The 16,834-nt window shown below is 71.3% G+C and carries 16 protein-coding genes and 1 riboswitch; of the genes, 9 read left to right on the forward strand and 7 right to left on the reverse strand.

All coding sequences use genetic code 11. The features are described 5' to 3' along the window. The first annotated feature begins 134 nt into the window (after positions 1 to 134). The 6 genes from ACGF5T_RS19815 to ACGF5T_RS19840 all read left to right on the forward strand — a co-directional run bounded on the left by ACGF5T_RS19815 (position 135) and on the right by ACGF5T_RS19840 (position 7,283). The gene (locus ACGF5T_RS19815; protein ID WP_029393865.1) at positions 135 to 755 is read left to right on the forward strand and encodes a heme-copper oxidase subunit III; all 621 of its coding nucleotides are present in this window, start codon (positions 135 to 137) and stop codon (positions 753 to 755) included. A gap of 65 nt (positions 756 to 820) precedes the next feature. Next, positions 821 to 1,630 carry a c-type cytochrome gene (locus ACGF5T_RS19820; protein WP_356610609.1) on the forward strand — a complete coding sequence of 270 codons (810 nt, stop codon included), beginning with the start codon at positions 821 to 823 and terminating at the stop codon, positions 1,628 to 1,630. Continuing rightward, entirely contained in the window at positions 1,627 to 2,685 is a 1,059-nt protein-coding gene (locus ACGF5T_RS19825) for a Rieske 2Fe-2S domain-containing protein (RefSeq protein ID WP_356610608.1), read from the forward strand. The genes ACGF5T_RS19820 and ACGF5T_RS19825 overlap by 4 nt, the downstream gene beginning before the upstream one ends. Beyond that, positions 2,682 to 4,319 carry a ubiquinol-cytochrome c reductase cytochrome b subunit gene (locus ACGF5T_RS19830; RefSeq protein ID WP_356610607.1) on the forward strand — a complete coding sequence of 546 codons (1,638 nt, stop codon included), beginning with the start codon at positions 2,682 to 2,684 and terminating at the stop codon, positions 4,317 to 4,319. The genes ACGF5T_RS19825 and ACGF5T_RS19830 overlap by 4 nt, the downstream gene beginning before the upstream one ends. 130 nt (positions 4,320 to 4,449) lie before the next feature. Beyond that, complete coding sequence (gene trpD / locus ACGF5T_RS19835; protein WP_366767890.1) at positions 4,450 to 5,514, forward strand: anthranilate phosphoribosyltransferase; 1,065 nt, start codon at positions 4,450 to 4,452, stop codon at positions 5,512 to 5,514. Positions 5,515 to 5,594: 80 nt separating this feature from the next. After that, positions 5,595 to 5,711: riboswitch (SAM riboswitch) on the forward strand. A gap of 183 nt (positions 5,712 to 5,894) precedes the next feature. Next, a complete protein-coding gene (locus ACGF5T_RS19840) occupies positions 5,895 to 7,283 on the forward strand; it encodes an aminotransferase class V-fold PLP-dependent enzyme (RefSeq protein WP_361011611.1) in 1,389 nt (462 codons plus the stop codon). Here the strand turns inward: ACGF5T_RS19840 and ACGF5T_RS19845 are convergent. The 7 genes from ACGF5T_RS19845 to ACGF5T_RS19875 form a co-directional block, all read right to left on the reverse strand. Continuing rightward, entirely contained in the window at positions 7,217 to 8,443 is a 1,227-nt protein-coding gene (locus tag ACGF5T_RS19845) for a glycerate kinase (protein ID WP_356610683.1), read from the reverse strand. The two genes, ACGF5T_RS19840 and ACGF5T_RS19845, sit on opposite strands and share 67 nt — an antisense overlap. Before the next feature lie 131 nt (positions 8,444 to 8,574). Further along, positions 8,575 to 9,990, reverse strand: coding sequence for an SLC13 family permease (locus tag ACGF5T_RS19850; protein ID WP_356610604.1), 1,416 nt, complete (start codon positions 9,988 to 9,990; stop codon positions 8,575 to 8,577). A 98-nt stretch (positions 9,991 to 10,088) separates the two neighbouring features. Continuing rightward, positions 10,089 to 10,751 carry a response regulator transcription factor gene (locus tag ACGF5T_RS19855; protein ID WP_121746593.1) on the reverse strand — a complete coding sequence of 221 codons (663 nt, stop codon included), beginning with the start codon at positions 10,749 to 10,751 and terminating at the stop codon, positions 10,089 to 10,091. A gap of 20 nt (positions 10,752 to 10,771) precedes the next feature. After that, a complete protein-coding gene (locus ACGF5T_RS19860; RefSeq protein ID WP_392888617.1) occupies positions 10,772 to 12,262 on the reverse strand; it encodes an ATP-binding protein in 1,491 nt (496 codons plus the stop codon). Continuing rightward, positions 12,183 to 12,497 (reverse strand): small secreted hydrophilic protein, encoded by a 315-nt coding sequence (locus ACGF5T_RS19865; protein WP_356610603.1) that lies wholly within the window; start codon positions 12,495 to 12,497, stop codon positions 12,183 to 12,185. Before ACGF5T_RS19865 ends, ACGF5T_RS19860 begins: the two co-directional genes overlap by 80 nt. Positions 12,498 to 12,575: 78 nt before the next feature. Then, positions 12,576 to 12,857 carry an Lrp/AsnC family transcriptional regulator gene (locus ACGF5T_RS19870; RefSeq protein ID WP_053129551.1) on the reverse strand — a complete coding sequence of 94 codons (282 nt, stop codon included), beginning with the start codon at positions 12,855 to 12,857 and terminating at the stop codon, positions 12,576 to 12,578. Further along, positions 12,854 to 13,624 carry a rhomboid family intramembrane serine protease gene (locus ACGF5T_RS19875; protein WP_356610602.1) on the reverse strand — a complete coding sequence of 257 codons (771 nt, stop codon included), beginning with the start codon at positions 13,622 to 13,624 and terminating at the stop codon, positions 12,854 to 12,856. The genes ACGF5T_RS19870 and ACGF5T_RS19875 overlap by 4 nt, the downstream gene beginning before the upstream one ends. A 157-nt stretch (positions 13,625 to 13,781) precedes the next feature. Between ACGF5T_RS19875 and ACGF5T_RS19880 the strand changes: the two genes are divergently transcribed. The 3 genes from ACGF5T_RS19880 to ACGF5T_RS19890 all read left to right on the forward strand — a co-directional run bounded on the left by ACGF5T_RS19880 (position 13,782) and on the right by ACGF5T_RS19890 (position 16,712). Continuing rightward, on the forward strand, positions 13,782 to 14,021 hold the full coding sequence (locus ACGF5T_RS19880; protein ID WP_271415467.1) for a hypothetical protein: 240 nt from the start codon (positions 13,782 to 13,784) through the stop codon (positions 14,019 to 14,021). 62 nt (positions 14,022 to 14,083) lie between these two features. Beyond that, positions 14,084 to 15,427, forward strand: coding sequence for an NYN domain-containing protein (locus ACGF5T_RS19885; RefSeq protein ID WP_356610601.1), 1,344 nt, complete (start codon positions 14,084 to 14,086; stop codon positions 15,425 to 15,427). Positions 15,428 to 15,659: 232 nt separating this feature from the next. Beyond that, the gene (locus ACGF5T_RS19890; protein ID WP_356610681.1) at positions 15,660 to 16,712 is read left to right on the forward strand and encodes an NlpC/P60 family protein; all 1,053 of its coding nucleotides are present in this window, start codon (positions 15,660 to 15,662) and stop codon (positions 16,710 to 16,712) included. Positions 16,713 to 16,834: the final 122 nt, after the last annotated feature.

Here is a 16,834-nt window from a genome sequence, read left to right on the forward strand (position 1 = left end):
CCTCGCCCCGCCCGTCAACACTGGTTCGGACAGGGCTTCGACGGGCCGTTCGATGGGCCATACGGGCAGTCCAGACGGGGCGGACACTCCGAACGGCACCCCCCGGGGTGAGGGCGGGATAAGCGACCGACATAATGTCGGTCGTGGCGACAGCAACGACAGTAGAAACCGGGCACGCGCACCCGTCGGTCAACCGGCCGAACCTCACCAGCGTCGGAACCATCATCTGGTTGAGTTCCGAGCTGATGTTCTTCGCGGCCCTCTTCGCGATGTACTTCACCCTGCGATCGGTGACCGGCCCGGACTTCTGGTCCGAGAAGGCCGACGCGTTGAACTTCCCGTTCTCCGCGACGAACACCACGATCCTGGTGCTCTCCTCCCTCACCTGTCAGCTCGGCGTGTTCGCGGCCGAGCGCGGTGACGTGAAGAAGCTCCGGATGTGGTTCATCGTCACCTTCGTGATGGGTGCGATCTTCATCGGCGGTCAGGTGTTCGAGTACACCGAACTGGTCAAGCACGAGGGCCTCTCGCTCTCGTCGGACCCGTACGGCTCGGTGTTCTACCTGACCACCGGCTTCCACGGACTGCACGTGACGGGCGGCCTCATCGCCTTCCTGCTGGTCCTCGGCCGCACCTACGCGGCCCGGAGGTTCACCCACGAGCAGGCGACCGCGGCCATTGTCGTGTCCTATTACTGGCACTTCGTCGATGTCGTCTGGATCGGCCTCTTCGCCACGATCTACATGATCAAGTAGTCGCGGCACGCACCCGCCCAATACCAGAAGCATCGACGCAGAAGATCCTGACACCGGGGTAATCCGTGAAAAAGCTCTCCGCACGACGACGCCACCCGCTGGCGGCGCTCGTCGTCCTACTCCTCGCGCTGGCATGCACAGGGGGGCTGTACGCCGCGTTCGCACCCGCGAGCAAGGCGCAGGCCGATGAAACCGCCCAGTCCCTCGCCATCGAGGAGGGCAAGAAGCTCTACGCCGTCGGCTGTGCCAGCTGCCACGGCACCGGCGGTCAGGGCACCACCGACGGTCCGAGCCTGGTCGGCGTCGGCGCCGCGGCCGTCGACTTCCAGGTGGGCACCGGCCGTATGCCGGCCCAGCAGCCGGGCGCGCAGGTCCCGGACAAGCCGAACATCTACTCGCAGGCCGAGATCGACCAGCTGGCCGCCTTCGTGGCGTCGCTGGGCGCCGGTCCGGCCGTCCCGTCGGAGGAGAAGTACGGCCCGGAGGGCGCGGACATCGCCAAGGGCGGTGAGCTGTTCCGCAACAACTGCGCGCAGTGCCACAACTTCACCGGCAAGGGCGGCGCGCTGACGCACGGCAAGTACGCGCCGAGCCTCGAGGATGTCGACCCCAAGCACATCTACGAGGCCATGCAGACCGGCCCGCAGAACATGCCCTCCTTCCCCGACACCACGATGTCCGAGCAGAACAAGAAGGACATCATCGCCTACCTGCACGCGGTCAACAGCGACGACACCGAGAACCCCGGCGGCCTCAGCCTCGGCGGGCTGGGCCCGGTGAGTGAGGGTCTGTTCGCGTGGGTCTTCGGACTGGGCGCGCTGATCGCGGTCGCCGTCTGGGTCGCCGCTCGGACCGCAAAGGCCAAGAAGTCATGAGTAGCCAAGACATTCCAGAAGAGAACCTGCCCGCTGAGCAGGGCACCGCGCACGGCGCGGTGAAGGTCGCGGACGACAAGAACCCGTTCGCCGACCCGGGGCTGCCGCCCCACGAGCACCGTGTCCAGGACATCGACGAGCGGGCCGCCAAGCGGTCCGAGCGCACGGTCGCCCTGCTGTTCACGCTGTCGATGCTGGCCACCGTGGGCTTCATCGCCGCCTTCGTGACGATCCCGGTCGACCAGTCGGTCTACATCTTCCCGATCGGCCACATCAGTGCGCTGAACTTCGCGCTCGGCATGACGCTCGGCGTCGCGCTGTTCGCGATCGGCGCGGGCGCGGTCCACTGGGCCCGCACCCTGATGTCCGACGAGGAGATCGCCGACGAGCGCCACCCGATCGAGGCCGACCCCGAGCTCCGTGCCAAGGTCCACGCGGACTTCAAGCAGGGTGCCAAGGAGTCCGTCATCGGGCGCCGCAAGCTGATCCGCAACACGATGTTCGGCGCGCTGACCCTGGTCCCGCTCTCCGGTGTCGTCCTGCTGCGCGACCTCGGCCCGCTGCCCGAGACCAAGCTCCGCCACACCCTGTGGTCCAAGGGCAAGCTGCTGGTCAACATGAACACCCACGAGCCGCTGCGTCCCTCCGACGTCGCGGTGGGCTCCCTCACCTTCGCCATGCCCGAGGGCCTGGAGGAGCACGACGAGGAGTTCATGACCGAGATCGCCAAGGCGGCCCTGATGATCATCCGGCTGGAGCCGGAGGCCATCAAGGACAAGCGCGAGCTCGAGTGGTCGCACGAGGGCATCGTGGCGTACTCGAAGATCTGCACCCACGTCGGTTGCCCGATCTCCCTGTACGAGCAGCAGACGCACCACGCGCTCTGCCCCTGCCACCAGTCCACCTTCGACCTTGCCGACGGCGCCCGGGTGATCTTCGGTCCCGCCGGTCACGCCCTGCCGCAGCTGCGCATCGGCGTGAACGACGAGGGTTACCTCGAAGCGCTCGGCGACTTCGAAGAGCCCGTCGGTCCTGCCTTCTGGGAGCGCGGATGAGCACTACAGCGAACGAAGCCCCCCGCTCTCGCGGGAAGGCACCGGCCGGCGAGCGCGTCGCCGACTGGGCCGACGGCCGGCTGGGGATCTACTCCCTGGCCAAGGCCAACATGCGCAAGATCTTCCCCGACCACTGGTCGTTCATGCTGGGTGAGATCTGCCTCTACAGCTTCATCATCATCATCCTCACGGGTGTGTACCTGACGCTGTTCTTCCACCCGTCGATGAACGAGGTCACGTACCACGGCTCGTACGTGCCGCTGCAGGGCCAGCTGATGAGCGAGGCGTACGCCTCGACGCTGGACATCAGCTTCGACGTCCGCGGTGGTCTGCTCATCCGGCAGATCCACCACTGGGCGGCGCTGATCTTCCTCGCCGGCATGTTCGTGCACATGATGCGCGTCTTCTTCACCGGCGCGTTCCGCAAGCCGCGTGAGATCAACTGGCTGTTCGGCTTCCTGCTCTTCGTCCTCGGCATGTTCACCGGCTTCACCGGTTACTCGCTCCCGGACGACCTGCTCTCGGGCACCGGCATCCGCTTCATGGAGGGCGCGATCCTGTCCGTGCCGATCGTCGGCACGTACCTGTCGTTCTTCCTCTTCGGCGGGGAGTTCCCCGGCCACGACTTCGTGGCCCGGTTCTACTCGGTCCACATCCTGCTGCTGCCGGGCATCATGCTCGGCCTGGTGGTCGGCCACCTGATCCTGGTCTTCTACCACAAGCACACGCAGTTCGCGGGCCCCGGCAAGACCAACAAGAACGTCGTCGGCATGCCGCTGCTGCCGGTGTACATGGCGAAGGCCGGAGGCTTCTTCTTCCTGGTCTTCGGCGTGATCGCCGCCATCTCGGCGATCGCCACGATCAACCCGATCTGGTCCATCGGCCCCTACCGGCCGGACATGGTCTCCACCGGCGCCCAGCCGGACTGGTACATGGGCTTCTCCGAGGGCCTGATCCGTGTGATGCCCGGCTGGGAGATCAACTTCTGGGGCCACACGCTGGTCCTGGGCGTGTTCGTCCCGCTGATGATCTTCCCGCTGGTCCTGGTCGCGATCGCGGTCTACCCGTTCATCGAGTCCTGGGTCACCGGCGACAAGCGCGAGCACCACATCCTGGACCGCCCGCGCAACGCCCCGACCCGGACCGCGTTCGGTGTCGCCTGGATCACCGAGTACTTCATCCTGCTCATCGGTGGCGGCAACGACATCTGGGCCACGCACTTCCACCTGTCGATCAACGCGATCACCTGGTTCGTCCGCATCGCGTTCTTCGTCGGCCCGGTCATCGCGTTCATCGTCACCAAGCGGATCTGCCTCGGCCTCCAGCGCCGGGACAGGGACAAGGTGCTGCACGGCCGCGAGTCCGGCATCATCAAGCGCCTGCCGCACGGTGAGTTCATCGAGGTCCACGAGCCGCTCAGCCAGGAGCAGCTGCACACCCTCACGGCCCACGAGCAGTACAAGCCGGCCGAGATCGGCCCGACGGTCGACGAGAACGGCGTCGAGCGCAAGGTGAAGAGCACCGAGAAGCTCCGCGCCAAGCTCAGCAAGTCGTACTACGGCGAGGAGTCGCAGATTCCGAAGCCGACCGTCGAGGAGTACAAGGAGATCACGAGCGGCCACGGCCACCACTGACCCTCCAGCGTCGCCACACCACGGTCGAAGGGCCCCGTCCGTTCCGCGGACGGGGCCCTTCGCCGTGCCCGGGGCTGGATAGGGTGGGAGCGCACTTCTTCCCGCAGCACACACGACACAGGAGCGGCTCATGAGCGCTGTGACCCCCGCTGGAGGCGACAACGCGGCGGGCCGCTCCTGGCCCGCCCTGCTGAACGGACTGCTGGACGGCCAGGACCTGTCCGCGGACGACACCGCCTGGGCGCTGGACGTGATCATGCGCGGCGAGGCGACCGACGCGCAGATCGCCGGCTTCGCGGTGGCCCTCAGGTCCAAGGGCGAGACCGTCGAGGAGATCTCCGGCCTGGTCCGCACCATGTACGCCCACGCCAACGTGATCGAGGTGCCCGGCGAGACGGTTGACATCGTCGGCACCGGAGGCGACGGCGCCAAGACGGTCAACATCTCCACCATGTCGGCGATCGTCGTGGCCGGCACGGGCGCGAAGGTCGTCAAGCACGGCAACCGGGCGGCCTCCTCGGCGTCCGGCGCCTCCGACGTCCTGGAGAGGCTCGGGGTGAACCTGGAGCTGACGCCGAAGCGGGTGGCTGAGGTCGCCGAGGAGGCCGGCATCACCTTCTGCTTCGCCGTGAAGTTCCACCCCGCCCTGCGCCACGTGGCCGCGGCCCGCGGCCAGCTGGGCATCCGCACGGTGTTCAACTTCCTGGGCCCGCTGACCAACCCCGCCCGGGTCACGTCCCAGGCGATCGGGGTGGCCCACGCCCGGATGGCGCCGATCATCGCCGGGGTCTTCGCCGAACGCGGCCACTCGTCGCTGGTCTTCCGCGGCGACGACGGCCTCGACGAGCTGACCACCACCGCCACCTCCCGGGTCTGGGTGGTGCGGGACGGCCGGGTGAGCGAGGAGACCTTCGACCCGCGCGACGTCGGCCTCGACCTGGTGCCGGTCGAGGCGCTGCGCGGCGCCGACGCCTCCTACAACGCCGACGTCGCCCGCCGCCTGCTGAACGGTGAGACGGGCCCGGTGCGGGACGCGGTCCTGCTGAACTCGGCGGCGGCCCTGGTCGCCCTGGAGCCGGGTGACGCACCGCTGACCGCGCAGATCCGGGCCGGCATGGACCGGGCCGCCGAGGCGATCGACTCGGGTGCCGCGCGCCGCGCGCTGGAGCGCTGGGTGGCCGCCAGCAACGCGTAGCCGCCTGCTCGTGTGACGTGCGTCCCGCGATCCGGACCCGGGTTGCGGGGCGCCGATCACTTCCCCTAGATTTCTCGACAGGTCATGAGTGACAGTCATGAGGCCCCGGCCGACTGTCCGGCAACCCTCCGTCCGTGGCGGGGTGCCCCGGGTGAAGACCAGGTCGTGGACAGCAAGGTCCTCGGCAAGCGCGGACCCCTCGCGGAACCAGGGGTCCTGGGTCGTTCGAGGGAGTCTCCCGTGAATCAGCGAATGCGATAGGGCCGCAGAGCCCCGCCTCCGCAGCGCCTCTTCCCCCTTCTCCGCCGTTCCGGCCTTCCCCTGCCCGGACCCGCCGTGGTTCGCGTGGTGATGCCGTATGCCTTCACGGGAGTGAACCCATGTCCGTCTCCGCCGTCGCCGTCGACCCCTCCGTCTGTGCCCCGCTGCCCGTCCTGGGCCGGGACGTCACCGTTCCGCTCGTCACCGGCGGCGAGGTCACCTACGCCGCCCTCGACTACGCCGCCAGCGCCCCCGCACTCCAGCGGGTCTGGGACGACGTGGCGGCCTACGCCCCGTACTACGGCAGCGTGCACCGGGGCGCCGGGTACCTGTCGCAGCTGTCGACGGACCTGTTCGAGAACGCCCGCGCGACCGTCGCCGGCTTCCTCGGCTGCCGGGACACCGACCAGGTCGTCTTCACCCGGTCCACCACCGACTCCCTCAACCTGCTCGCCGCCGCGCTGCCGGCCGGCTGCCGGGTCTTCGTCTTCGAGACCGAGCACCACGCCTCGCTGCTGCCCTGGCGCGACGCGGAGGTGACGTACCTCGACGCCCCGCGCACCCCGGCCCAGGCCGTCGAGACCCTGGAGCGCGCCCTCGCGGCCCGCGAGCCGTACGGGCCCGCCCTGGTCTGCGTCACCGGCGCCTCCAACGTCACCGGCGAGCTGTGGCCGGTGCGCGAACTGGCCGCCGCCGCCCACGCGCACGGCGCCCGGATCGTGCTGGACGCCGCCCAGCTCGCCCCGCACCACCCCGTCTCGGTGGCCGACCTGGACGTCGACTGGGTCGCCTTCTCCGGGCACAAGCTGTACGCCCCCTTCGGCACCGGCGTGCTGGCGGGGCGTGCCGACTGGCTGCGCGAGGCCGAGCCGTACCTGGCCGGCGGCGGCGCCAGCCGCAGCGTCTCCCGGCGCGCCGACGGCGGCGTGGACGTCCAGTGGCACGACAGCGCCGCCCGCCACGAGGCCGGGTCGCCCAACGTCATCGGCGCCTACGCCGTCGCCTCCGCCTGCAAGGCGCTGGAGGAGGCCGGGTTCGACACGCTGGTCGCCCGCGAGCGGTACCTCGTGGGCAAGGTGCGCGAGGGCCTCGCCGAGGTGCCCGAGGTGCGGGTGCTGTCCCTCTTCGGCGACGACGCGCCCCGGGTCGGCGTGCTCTCCTTCGTCGTCGAGGGGTGGAACAGCTCGCACTTCGCCGCCGCGCTCTCCGCCGAGTACGGCATCGGCGTGCGCGACGGCCTGTTCTGCGCCCACCCGCTGGTCCGCACCCTGCTGGGCAGCGACCCGCAGACGCAGGGCGAGTGCGGTGCCCCGGAGGCCGCGCCCGGGGAGAAGTCCCTCAACGCCATCCGGGTGAGCTTCGGCGCGGGCACGCCGGACGAGCACGTCGAGCGGTTCGTGAACGCCGTCAAGGAGCTGGTGAGCGACGGCGCCCGGTGGAACTACCGCACCGAGGACGGGCGGTGCGTCCCCGACACCACCTCCGCCGCCGAGGCCCCCGCGGCCTGAGTGGTCCGGCCCGCAGGCAGCCGCGACCCCAGCAGGATCATCCGCAGCGCCCGCTCCGTGGCGTCCGTGAGGAGTTCCGCGGCGCGCAGCAGTGCGTCGGCCAGCGCCATCGGGGCCGGCATGATCCCGTGGCAGGCGTCCACCCCCGGTACCTCGTGGGCGCCCTCGCCGAGCGTGCCGGCCAGGGCGAGGACGGGACGGCCGGAGAGCTTGGCACGCCGGGCCACCTCCGCGGGGACCTTGCCGCGCGGCGTCTGGTGGTCCAGGGCGCCCTCGGCGGTGAGCACCAGGTCGGCGCGGGCGAGGCGGGCGTCCAGGTCGACGTGGTCCAGCAGCACCTCGAAGCGGGGCAGCAGCCGGGCGCCGACGGCGGCCAGCCCGGCGCCCAGCCCGCCGGAGGCGCCGGTGCCGGGGCCGGTGCGCAGGTCGGTGCCGGTGACACCGAGGTCGCGGGTGAGGACGCGCGCCCAGTTCTCCAGGCCGGCCGACAACTGCTCCACCTGCGCGGGCGTCGCCCCCTTCTGCGGACCGAAGACCCGGGCGACGCCCCGCTCGCCGCACAGCACGTTGAAGGGGTTGCAGGCCACCAGCAGTTCGGTGTCCCCCAGTCGGGGGTCGAGGCCGGTCGGGTCGATGCGGGCGAGACGGGTCAGCTCCCGTCCGCCGGGCGGCAGTTCGAAGCCGTCGGCGTCCAGCAGCCGCGCGCCGAGCGCCTGGAGCGCGCCCGCGCCTCCGTCCGAGGTGCCCGAGTCGCCGCAGCCGACCAGGATCCGCCGGACCCCGGTGTCGAGCGCGGCGCGGAGCAGCTCACCGACGCCGTACGTGGTCGTGGCACCCGGGTCGCGCAGGGCCCGCGGGACCAGGGACAGTCCCGCGACGGCCGCCATCTCCACGACCGCCGTGTCCTGGGCGCCGAGCAGCGCGAAGTGGGTGCCGACGGGCTCCCCGACCGGCCCCGTGGCGGGCAGCGCCACCAGCCGCCCCCCGGTCGCCGCCGCCAGCGCCACGGCCGTGCCCTCGCCGCCGTCGACCAGCGGGATGCTGTCGATCTCGGCGGTCGGCAGCACCCGGCGCACCCCCGCCGCGATGGCGTCGGCGGCGGCCTGCGCGGACAGGGACTCCTTGAAGCCGCTGGGGGCGACGACGACACGGTGCAGCACGGCGGGCACGGCGGGCACGGCGGACACGGAGGCCGCGGAAGCCGCGGAGGCAGCGCGGGAGGACACCGAGGCCGCGGGGATCGCGGCGGGCGCGGAGGACAGGGCGGGCAGGGAGGGCATGGAGGGCTCCTTCATCGGGTCACGGGTACGCCGAGCAGCGGCCACACGGCGGCGGCGAAGAACAGCACGAGGGCGGCGGTCAGCGGTGCCAGGACGGCGGACAGCCGCAGCAGGTCGCGCGGGGTGTAGGTGGGGGTGCCGGGGAGGTCGGAGAAGAGCGTGACCGGCTTGGCGGAGGCCGGCAGCGTGTGGCAGAAGCCGGCCGCGGCGGTGGAGGCGAGCGCGGCGGCGACCGGGTTGACCCCGGCGCCCACCGCCGCGGCGATCACCAGCGGGACCAGGACGGAGGAGCGGGCCGAGCGGGACTGGAGGACCAGGTGGGCGGCCGTGCTCACCGCGACCACGACCCCGAGGAAGACGCCCGGCGTGACGTCCGCGGGCAGCCCCGACACCAGCCACCTCGCCGCACCGGAGTCGGAGAGGGCGACACCCATCGCCATGGTCGCCGCCATGAAGAGCAGGAGCGACCACGGCACCGTCTTCAGGGCGTCCTTGAGCCGTACGGTGCCGAGCGCGGGGGAGGAGGCGACGACCGCGCCGATCAGCGCCACCACCGCCGGGGAGACGTGGTGCACGGGCTCGCTGCACCACAGGGCCACCACCGTGGCCAGCAGCAGGGCGCAGCGCTTCTCCGCCTGCGTCCAGGGGCCGGTGACCGGGCTCTCGGTGTGCCGCTGTATCTCCTCGGCGGTGATGTGGACCGGGCCCCGGCGGTCCGCGCGCCGGGTCGTCGTCAGCAGGACGGTCTCGGCGGCCAGGTGCGAGGAGGCCACCGCCAGCGGCAGCCCGAGCAGCAGCCACTGGGTGAAGCCGATCCGGTCGCCGGTCGACTCCCACAGCACCGACACCGTGATCAGATGCGCCCCCGCTCCGATCAGGGTCGCCACCGCCGACAGAAGGATCACGGTCGGGAACAGCAGCGCCAGCATCACGACCAGTCGTTTCCGGTCGGCGAGGGCCTTGGCGAGGGCGAGGAACACCGGCAGGGCGAGCGCCGCCCGGCCCGAGGTGGCCGGCACCGCGAACGCGGTCACGACCAGCGCGGCCGTCGTCAGGTGCACCAACTGCCGTACGCTGCGCGCCCCGCCGACCAGGAACACCGCCGCCCGCCCGGCGAGCCCGGTCCGGGCCACCGCCGCCGCCAGCACGAAGGCGCAGATCAGCAGCCACACCGTGTCGTCCCCGAGGGTGCCGAACAGGGTGTCGCTGCTGATCACGCCCGTCGCGGTCAGCGCGAGACCGGCGCCCAGCGCGATGTACGTGTCGTCGATCGGCGTACCGATCCAGGCGCAGGTGGCCAGCGCGAACACGGCGAGGGTGAGGCGCGCGTCGCCGCCGAGGGCCGGGAAGGTGGCGGGGACCGCCAGCAGCGCGCACAGGGACAGCGCCACGCACAGGGCCGCCGCGAGGCGGAGGTTCAACGTCACGTCATCGAGGGTTCTCCCGGGCGGTGAGTCCCCAATGAGCCTGACATGAAGGAAACTTCACACAAAAGCCGGTCAACCGCTCCCCACCGGGACGTGCGTCAGCCCGGCAGCCGGTACCCCATGCCCCGCACCGTCTCCACCCGCTGCGCCCCCAGCTTCTTGCGCAGCGCCCGCACGTACACGTCCACGATGTTCGAGCCGGGGTCGAAGTCGTAGCCCCACACGTGGGAGAGGATCTGCTCCCGGGAGAGGACCTGCCCCGGATGCCGCAGGAACAGCTCGAGCAGCACGAACTCACGGGCCGTCAGGTCCACCGTCCGCTCCGCCGCCCGGGCCCGGCGGGTGCGCAGGTCCAGTGAGAGGTCGCCGGACCTGAGCACCGTCACCTCCGGCGCCCGGGCCGCCGTACGCAGCCGGAGCCGCACTCGCGCGAGCAGTTCCTCGAAGCGGAACGGCTTGGTCATCCAGTCGTCGGCGCCGCCCTCCAGGCCGGCCACCGTGTCCCGTACGGAGTCCCGGGCGGTCAGCACGATCACCGGGGTCGTCACCCGGGACTCGCGCAGCTCGCGCAGGACCGTGAAACCGTCCCGGCCGGGCAGACCGATGTCCAGGACGACCAGGTCGAAGCCGCCGGTGAGCGCGTACTCGTAGGCGGCGTCGCCGTCGGCGACGGCGGTGGTGGTGAAGCCGTTGGCGCGCAGGCCCTTCTCGACGAAGGAGGCGATGCGCTCCTCGTCCTCGACGATGAGGATGCGGTTCATGGACGTGCCTCTTCCGGAAATCAGTCCAGTGTCAGGACGAAGGTGGCGCCGCCACCCTCGGTGGTGCGCAGGGCGACCCGCCCGCCGTGGCCCTCCGCGATGGCCTTGACGATCGACAGCCCGAGCCCGGCGCCGGTCCCGCGCACCCCGCGCCGGGCCGTGCCGCGCCGGAACCGCTCGAAGATCACCTCGGCGTCCTGCGGCTGCACCCCGGGCCCGGAGTCGGCGACGTACAGCTCGACGCGGGTCCCGTCGGCGCGGGAGCCGATGCGGATGGTCTGGCCGGCGGTGGTGTGCTGCACGGCGTTCTGCGCGAGCTGCACCATGGCCTGGGTGATCCGCTGGGGATCGAGGTGGGCCTCCCGGTCGGCGACCTCGGCCAGCACCCAGTCGCGGTCGCCGAGGGTGCGGGCCTTGACGTAGACGTCGGCGGTGAGCTCGGCCAGCTGCACCGGCTCGGGGGTGACGAAGTCGGGGCGTTCGGTCTTGGCGAGCAGCAGCAGGTCCTCGACGATGCGGCTCATCCGGTCCAGCTCGTCGGTGACCAGGCGGACGGTCTCCTCGCGCTCCGCCGGGTCGTCGCCCATCAGCTCCAGGTGGCCGCGCACGATGGTGATCGGGGTGCGCAGCTCGTGGCCCGCGTCGTCGACGAACCGGCGCTGGACGGCGAAGGCGCGTTCCAGCCGGTCGAGCATGGCGTTGAACGTCTCGGCCAGGGCCGCCACGTCGTCGTGGCCGTGCACCGGGATGCGCCGGGTCAGGTCCTGCTCGGTGAGCTGCGCGGCCGTGGCGCGCACCAGCCGCACCGGCTTGAGGATGCGGCCGGCGACCACCCAGGCGATGCCGGTCGTCATCAGCAGCGCGACGCCGGAGATGGCGAGCAGCACGCGGAACACCTCGTCGGCCCGGGCCTGTTCGCGCCCCGGGTGGAAGGCGACCACGAACGCGGCCGCCGGTTCGCCGCCGTACCGGGCCACGGTGACCTTGGCCCAGCGGATCTCGCCCTCCGGCCGCTCCAGGGTGCCGGTGGCGTCGGGCGAGGCGTAGATGCGGCGCCGCGCGTCGGCGTCCTCGTGCAGCGGCAGGGCGACCGGGATCTCCCGCTGCTGGATGATCTGCGTCGGCCTGCTGCCCACCTCGCCGACCAGACCGATCAGTTCCTCGTCCAGGTCGGCGTACTGCCTCTCCAGGAAGACGCGCAGCAGCCGCCCGGGGTCGGTGAAGGGCCGGCCGGTCTCCGGGTCGAAGCCCTGCTCCTCGAAGTTGGCGAACTCGCCGGCCTCCTGCGCGAGCAGGCCGTTGATCCGCTGGTCGGTGTCGCGCAGCAGGATCGAGCGGGTGGTCGCGGCCACCGAGGCGAGGGCGACGGCCATCACGAGCAGCAGCCAGAGCAGGATGCGGACACGGGCCGAGATCCGGCGGCGCTCGCGGTCAGCCGTCGTCGCCGGGTCCGTCGTCGGCGGCCGGGCCGGTGGCTCCGTCGTCGGTGTCCTGGCCTCGGTCGTCGTCATCGTCGTCATCCGGAGGGCTGTCGGTCACCGGTGGCCGGGTCACCACCTGGTCGCTGGGCGTCGGCTGGGGCGAGGAGGAGGTGGGCGACGGGGTGGGGGAGCCGCTCTCCAGCTCCACCTTGGCCGGGACCTTGGGCTCCCGCGGGCTGTCGGTGAGGGCGAAGCTGGTCGCGGCGATGCCGAGCGGGATCAGGACGACGGCCGCCAGGGCCGCCATCCGGCGTGAGAAGACCATGTCCCCGATCCTGCGCCCGGTACCCGGCGATCCGGATGAGTCCGGGATGAAGAACTCCTCATCCGCGTCCCGCCGGCGTCAGTTGTCCAGCCCGATGGCGAACGCCGCCTCCAGGTCGTGCTGGGAGTACGTGCGGAAGGCCACGTGGGTGTCGGTGCCCTCCACGCCCGGGATCTTGCTGATCCGGCCGGGGATGACCTCCGCCAGGTCCTCGTGCTGGGCGACCCGCACCATGGCGATCAGGTCGTAGGTGCCGGTGACGGAGAAGACCTCGGTGACGTTCTCCAGCGCGGCGATCCGCTCCGCGATCTCGGGGATGCGGTCCACGCTGGTCTTGATGAGGACGATCGCGCTGATCACGGCTGGTTCTCTCCCTCGGGCGCCGCCACTGGAACGCTCTTCACTCTAGCCGCAGGCCCGAACCGCACCCAGGCGAAGGCGAACCCCAGCCCGAAGCCCACCAGGTGCGCGAGGTACGCCACCCCGGGACCGTCGCCGGCCCGTCCCGCCGCCATCCACTGCAGGCCCGCCCAGAACGGCAGGACGATCCAGGCGGGGAAGCGCAGCGGCAGGAAGAAGAGGAACGGCAGCAGACTGGTCACCCGGGCCCGAGGGAAGAGGAAGAGGAACGCGCCGAGGATCGCGGAGATCGCCCCCGAGGCGCCGACCAGGGACTGCTGGGAGTGGGCGTTGGCGCCCGCGTAGCCGAGCAGCGCCAGGTAGCCGCAGCCCAGGTAGAAGAGGGTGAACTGGAGCCGGCCCATCCGTTCCTCGGTCATCGCGCCGAAGACGTAGAGGAAGAGCATGTTGCCCAGCAGGTGCACCCAGCTGCCATGGACGAAGAGCGCCGTGGCGGGGGTGAGCGCCGATCCGGGGGAGTCCTCGAACAGTTCTGCGGGGATCACGCCCCAGCGCCGGAAATAGGCGCGCTGTGCGGCCAGCAGCTCGTCACCGGTGCCGTACGCCGGATTCAGGCCCGCCGCCGGGCTGAGCAGGAACAGCACGCAGCACAACGTGATCAGCCCGTACGTCACCGGCGCCGTCCGGCCACGGGCGGTGCGGGGCGCGCGGGCCGTGCCGGGTGACCTGACCGTCCTGCGGGCCGCAGTGCTCCAGTTGCGGATCATGGACACAGAGCATGACGTAACGGGACGCGACCGCCCATAGCGCCTCGCCGCCGTGGACACGCGGGCGTCGGGTACCCGCCAGGCCGTAGGGTTACGAGCCAAACGCGCCGGGGCGGCCCGGCGCGTCACCGACACTGGAAGAGAGCGAACAGCCACGATGACGGTTCCCCTGCCGACCGACACGACGCGGTGGCGCTGCACCCTCTGCGGCAACCTCACCCGCTTCGACGTGACCCGGGCCTCGAAGGTCGTCGAGTACGTGCACCTCGACCTGGCCGGTGAGCCCGAGGTCGAGGAGCGCGAGGTGCTCAGTGAGACCATCGAGTCGGTGCGGTGCCGCTGGTGCAACGCCGTGGACCAGGTGGAACTCGTGGACAGGCCGGGTGCCGCCTCCTGACGGGAGCGGCCCCGCACCAGGCGATCCCGGACCGGGGTCGCCCTGAGACATTGGGGTGACGGATGGTGGAGACACAAGGCGGGGGGCCGGGCGACGGCGCCGCCGAGGTGCTCGACCGTCCGCTGCCCGACGGCGTGCGCCGCAGGGTCGTGCAGATCGTGTCCGACGGCTTCGGCGGACTCACGCTCGGCGAGCTGCCGGCGCAGCTGAGACAGTACGCGCGGTTCGCCCCCAACCGCAGGGCCAAGTTCGCCGGCAACGCGATGGCCGCCGCCGTCGAGACCGACACCCTGTTCCGCCAGCGCATCGGGGAGAAGTTCAGAGAGGCCCAGCCGGAACTGGCCGGTGCCCTGGACTCCGGCTCCCCGCCACCGGCCGCGGACCCGCTCGACGTGGCGGCCGCGGCCTACGTACTGCGGCCGCACGGCTGGGTGAAGCTGGTGGCCGCCGCCGGCGAGGAGGCGCAGCGCGCGGACGCCGAGCGCGCCGACGAGGAGAGCCGCGCGGAGCTGGAGCGGCTGCACGCGGAGCTGGCCCGGGCCCGGGAGCACACCCGGACCGAGACCGAGCGGCTGCGCGGCGAGCTGGACGCGGCGAAGAAGGAGGGCGAGTCGCTGCACCGCAAGCTGCGCTCCGCCCTCAGCGACGTCAAGCGGGGGGAGGCGGCCCTGCGCAAGGTGCGCGACGAGATCGACGCCGTCCGCGCCGAGACGCACGCCCAGGTGTCCGCGGCCGAGAGCGAGTCCCGGCGGCTCAAGACCCGGCTCGGGGAGGCGGAGGCGGCCCTGGAGGCCACCCGGAAGGCGGCCCGGGAGGGGCGCAGCGTCGAGGACATGCGGGTACGGCTGCTGCTGGACACCCTGCTGGACGCCACCCAGGGGCTGCGCCGGGAACTCGCCCTGCCCCCGGTGTCGGTGCGGCCCGCCGAGACCGTCGACGCCGTGGAACCCGGCCGCATGACACCGAAGGACATCGCCGCGCGCGCCCTGTCCGAGAACGACCCCGCCATCCTCGACCAGTTGCTCGCGCTGCCCCAGGCCCACCTGGTCGTCGACGGCTACAACGTCACCAAGACCGGTTATCCGCAGATGCCGCTGGAGAAGCAGCGGTTGCGCCTGCTCGGCCAGCTCTCGCAGCTCGCCGCGCAGACCGGCGCCGAGATGACCTGCGTCTTCGACGGTGCCGAGCTGGTCGCGCCGGTGCTGCTCGCGCCGCCGCGCGGGGTGCGGGTGCTGTTCTCCAAGCCCGGCGTCACCGCCGACGAGCTGATCCGCCAGCTGGTGCGGGCCGAGCCTCCGGGCCGGCCGGTCATCGTCGTCTCCACCGACCGCGAGGTCGCCGACGGGGTGGCGCGCGCGGGCGCACGCCCGGTGGCATCCGCGGTGCTCCTCAAGCGGCTTTCCTGACCTCCTGGTTCACTTTCGTGGCAACCGCAACGTAGGTGTTCTATGCCTGAATTGACGGAACCGTCACACAACGTAGTGTCAAGTGGGGATTACTGCATGTGAGTTACGGCAAAGAATGCGGTGCGTAACCAGGATTTTTCGGCGGAGGATTTGAACTCATCACGAGTGGGTCACTAGGGTCAGCCATCGAACCCTCGAACGGGTGATCCCTCTCAAGAAGGAGCTCGTCTCCGTGGCGTCCCACCGTCGTCCCAAGCAGCCGAGCCGCACGCGCGTGACCGTGCTCACCACCGCTGCCGCCGCAGCCGTCGCTCTCAGCTCCCAGGCCGCCAACGCCGCCCCGAGCGAGAAGCCGAGCAAGGACGAGGTCAAGGCCAAGGTCGACAAGCTCTACCAGGAGGCCGAGCAGGCCACCGAGAAGTACAACGGCGCCAAGGAGAAGCAGGAGAAGCTCCAGAAGGAGATCTCCACCATCCAGGACAACGTCGCCCGCGGCCAGGAGGAGCTCAACGAGCTGCGCGACGGCCTCGGTTCGATGGCCAGCGCCCAGTACCGCTCGGGCGGGATCGATCCCTCCCTCCAGCTCTTCCTCTCCGCGGACCCGGACGACTACCTGGACAAGGCCTCCACGCTCGACCAGTTGAGCGGTCAGCAGGTCGAGGCGCTGAAGAAGATCCAGACCAAGCAGCGCGACCTCTCCCAGCAGCGCTCCGAGGCGACCGAGAAGCTCAAGGACCTCGCCTCCACCCGCACCGAGCTGGGCAAGAAGAAGAAGGAGGTCCAGGGCAAGCTCTCCTCCGCGCAGAAGCTGCTCAACAGCCTCACCGCGGCGGAGAAGGCCGCCCTCCAGGCCGAGGAGCAGCGCTCCACCCGCAGCAGCGAGCGCGAGGTCCTCTCCAGCGCCGACGGCCCCTCCGGCAAGCCCGCCTCCGGCCGGGCCGCCGCCGCCTTCGCCGCAGCCCAGAGCAAGATCGGCACGCCCTACGTCTACGGCGCCACCGGCCCGTCCTCCTTCGACTGCTCGGGCCTGACCTCCTGGGCGTACTCGCAGGCCGGCGTCGGCATCCCGCGCACCTCCGAGGCGCAGACCGGCGCGGGCACGCGGATCTACTCGCAGAGCCAGCTCCAGGTCGGCGACCTGGTCTTCTTCTTCAACGACCTGCACCACGTCGGCCTCTACGCCGGCAACGGCCAGGTGCTGCACGCGCCGCGCACCGGCACGGTCGTCCGCTACGAGTCAATGGGCACCATCGGCGGTCCGTTCATGTTCGGCGTGCGGGTCTGACCCGACGTCACCCCCGACCCCGAAGTCAGCTCCGCCGTACCGCCCGTTCGGGCGAATCACGGTGAGGCGCTCCGACCCCCTCGCCCCGCCGGTGACCTGCGTCAGCGGCGGGGCTTCGTGTC

The sequence above is a fragment of the Streptomyces sp. NPDC047853 genome (genome assembly GCF_043204535.1).
Classification (GTDB): domain Bacteria; phylum Actinomycetota; class Actinomycetes; order Streptomycetales; family Streptomycetaceae; genus Streptomyces.

Excerpts from the sequence above, each read along its gene's own strand:
- ACGF5T_RS19875 (WP_356610602.1), bottom strand. The coding sequence starts at position 13,624 with ATGATCCGCAACTGGAGCACTGCGGCCCGCAGGACGGTCAGGTCACCC.
- ACGF5T_RS19825 (WP_356610608.1), top strand. The coding sequence starts at position 1,627 with ATGAGTAGCCAAGACATTCCAGAAGAGAACCTGCCCGCTGAGCAGGGC.
- ACGF5T_RS19855 (WP_121746593.1), bottom strand. The coding sequence starts at position 10,751 with ATGAACCGCATCCTCATCGTCGAGGACGAGGAGCGCATCGCCTCCTTC.
- ACGF5T_RS19865 (WP_356610603.1), bottom strand. The coding sequence starts at position 12,497 with ATGGTCTTCTCACGCCGGATGGCGGCCCTGGCGGCCGTCGTCCTGATC.
- ACGF5T_RS19815 (WP_029393865.1), top strand. The coding sequence starts at position 135 with ATGTCGGTCGTGGCGACAGCAACGACAGTAGAAACCGGGCACGCGCAC.
- ACGF5T_RS19860 (WP_392888617.1), bottom strand. The coding sequence starts at position 12,262 with ATGACGACGACCGAGGCCAGGACACCGACGACGGAGCCACCGGCCCGG.
- trpD (WP_366767890.1), top strand. The coding sequence starts at position 4,450 with ATGAGCGCTGTGACCCCCGCTGGAGGCGACAACGCGGCGGGCCGCTCC.
- ACGF5T_RS19830 (WP_356610607.1), top strand. The coding sequence starts at position 2,682 with ATGAGCACTACAGCGAACGAAGCCCCCCGCTCTCGCGGGAAGGCACCG.
- ACGF5T_RS19840 (WP_361011611.1), top strand. The coding sequence starts at position 5,895 with ATGTCCGTCTCCGCCGTCGCCGTCGACCCCTCCGTCTGTGCCCCGCTG.
- ACGF5T_RS19880 (WP_271415467.1), top strand. The coding sequence starts at position 13,782 with ATGACGGTTCCCCTGCCGACCGACACGACGCGGTGGCGCTGCACCCTC.
- ACGF5T_RS19885 (WP_356610601.1), top strand. The coding sequence starts at position 14,084 with ATGGTGGAGACACAAGGCGGGGGGCCGGGCGACGGCGCCGCCGAGGTG.